3 protein-coding genes are annotated in these 1,393 nt (G+C 64.2%); 1 reads left to right on the forward strand and 2 read right to left on the reverse strand.

The features are described 5' to 3' along the window. Positions 1–25: 25 nt before the first annotated feature. Both ACFWBW_RS41705 and ACFWBW_RS41710 read right to left on the reverse strand, forming a co-directional pair. Positions 26–247, reverse strand: coding sequence for a hypothetical protein (locus ACFWBW_RS41705; protein ID WP_385385146.1), 222 nt, complete (start codon positions 245–247; stop codon positions 26–28). Beyond that, complete coding sequence (locus tag ACFWBW_RS41710; protein ID WP_385385149.1) at positions 240–398, reverse strand: hypothetical protein; 159 nt, start codon at positions 396–398, stop codon at positions 240–242. The genes ACFWBW_RS41705 and ACFWBW_RS41710 overlap by 8 nt, the downstream gene beginning before the upstream one ends. 198 nt (positions 399–596) lie before the next feature. Between ACFWBW_RS41710 and ACFWBW_RS41715 the strand changes: the two genes are divergently transcribed. Then, positions 597–1,355 carry a GntR family transcriptional regulator gene (locus tag ACFWBW_RS41715; protein WP_385385152.1) on the forward strand — a complete coding sequence of 253 codons (759 nt, stop codon included), beginning with the start codon at positions 597–599 and terminating at the stop codon, positions 1,353–1,355. Positions 1,356–1,393: the final 38 nt, after the last annotated feature.

Here is a 1,393-nt window from a genome sequence, read left to right on the forward strand (position 1 = left end):
CGAAACCGACACCCTTGCGGAGCGGCTACGCCTGCCGGTTGACCGACTCGATGTTGCGGATCGCGGTGGTGAACTCACGGCCGGACGCGTCGCGGATGTAGGCCAGCTCCATCCAGCGCTCGTGAACGATCGAGTCCGAGTCGTTCTCGTGGATCACGGCCATCAACTCCCCTTCAGCGCCGGATGCGATGTCGCGGACGCGGTGACGCAGAAGCCGATGAGGGACGTATTCGTAGCGCTCACTCACCAGCCCCTCCCTCGAAGGTGCTGAGGAAGTGCTCCCAGCCGACCAGCGCACGGTCGAGTAGATCCCCACTGGGCTCGGCCACTGCCAGGACCCTCGTGGTGCGGCAGTCTTCGGAGTCGGAGCTGGCCATGTCGATAGGAATCTGACGCATGCAGATCACTCCTCAGTCCTGAGGCCGTCCACAGGCGACCTCTCTAGAGATGTATCCACTGCAGCCGATGTGGCGCCACCTGTCAATACATCTCTAGAGATGTCGATGGATCGTGGGTGGACGGATCCCCAAGCTGGTACGTGCAGTGGCCTATATCTGGTCCTAGGGTGTCTAGAGAGGAGAAGGAGTGATCGTTCAATGACCAGCCAAGGCGGATCCCGCCAGCCGAAGTACCAGCGGATCGCTGATGCGCTGCGGGCGGCTATCCAGGCGGGTGAGTACGGCCCGGGCGACCGCCTGCCAGGTGAGAACGACCTCATGACCACCTACGACGTCGCCAGGATGACCGCACGTCAGGCCCTCGGCGTGCTCCAGAACGAAGGCCTCGCGGAGGCGCGAAAGGGCGCCGGCGTCTTCGTGCGGGCGTTCAAACCCCTGAGACGGCGCGGTATCCAGCGCCTGGCGCAGGAGCAGTGGGGATCGGGCCGCTCCGTCTGGTCCGCAGATACCGAAGAGCGTGAGCTCGTCGTCGATCAGATCGAGGTTCGGGAGAACGCGGCGGACGACCGTATCGCCGACGCTCTCGGCATTTCCACAGGGGCCCTGGTCTGGGCACGCAGCCGCCGCTTCGTGCTCGAAGGAAAGCCGGTGCTCTTCGCGACATCACACCTGCCGTCAGATGTCGTCGCCGACTCTGCCATCACCCAAGCCGATACCGGCCCCGGTGGCACGTATGCGCGGCTGGCTGAGCTGGGGCACAAGCCCGTTCGTTTCCGCGAGGAGATTCGCTCCCGAATGCCTTCGGCCGACGAGGCCGAGCGACTCTCGCTCGCGATTGGCACACCTGTCATCCAGATCATCCGCACCGCGTTCACCGAGGGCGGGCGGCCCATCGAGGTCAATGAGATGACCCTGGACTCCGCCTCCTACGTCCTGGAGTACGACTTCGACGCCTAGATCGAAGCGGTGGGGATGCGTTCGAGAGGTTGGCTTGT

The sequence above is a fragment of the Streptomyces sp. NPDC059957 genome (assembly GCF_042730015.1).
Lineage (GTDB): Bacteria > Actinomycetota > Actinomycetes > Streptomycetales > Streptomycetaceae > Streptomyces.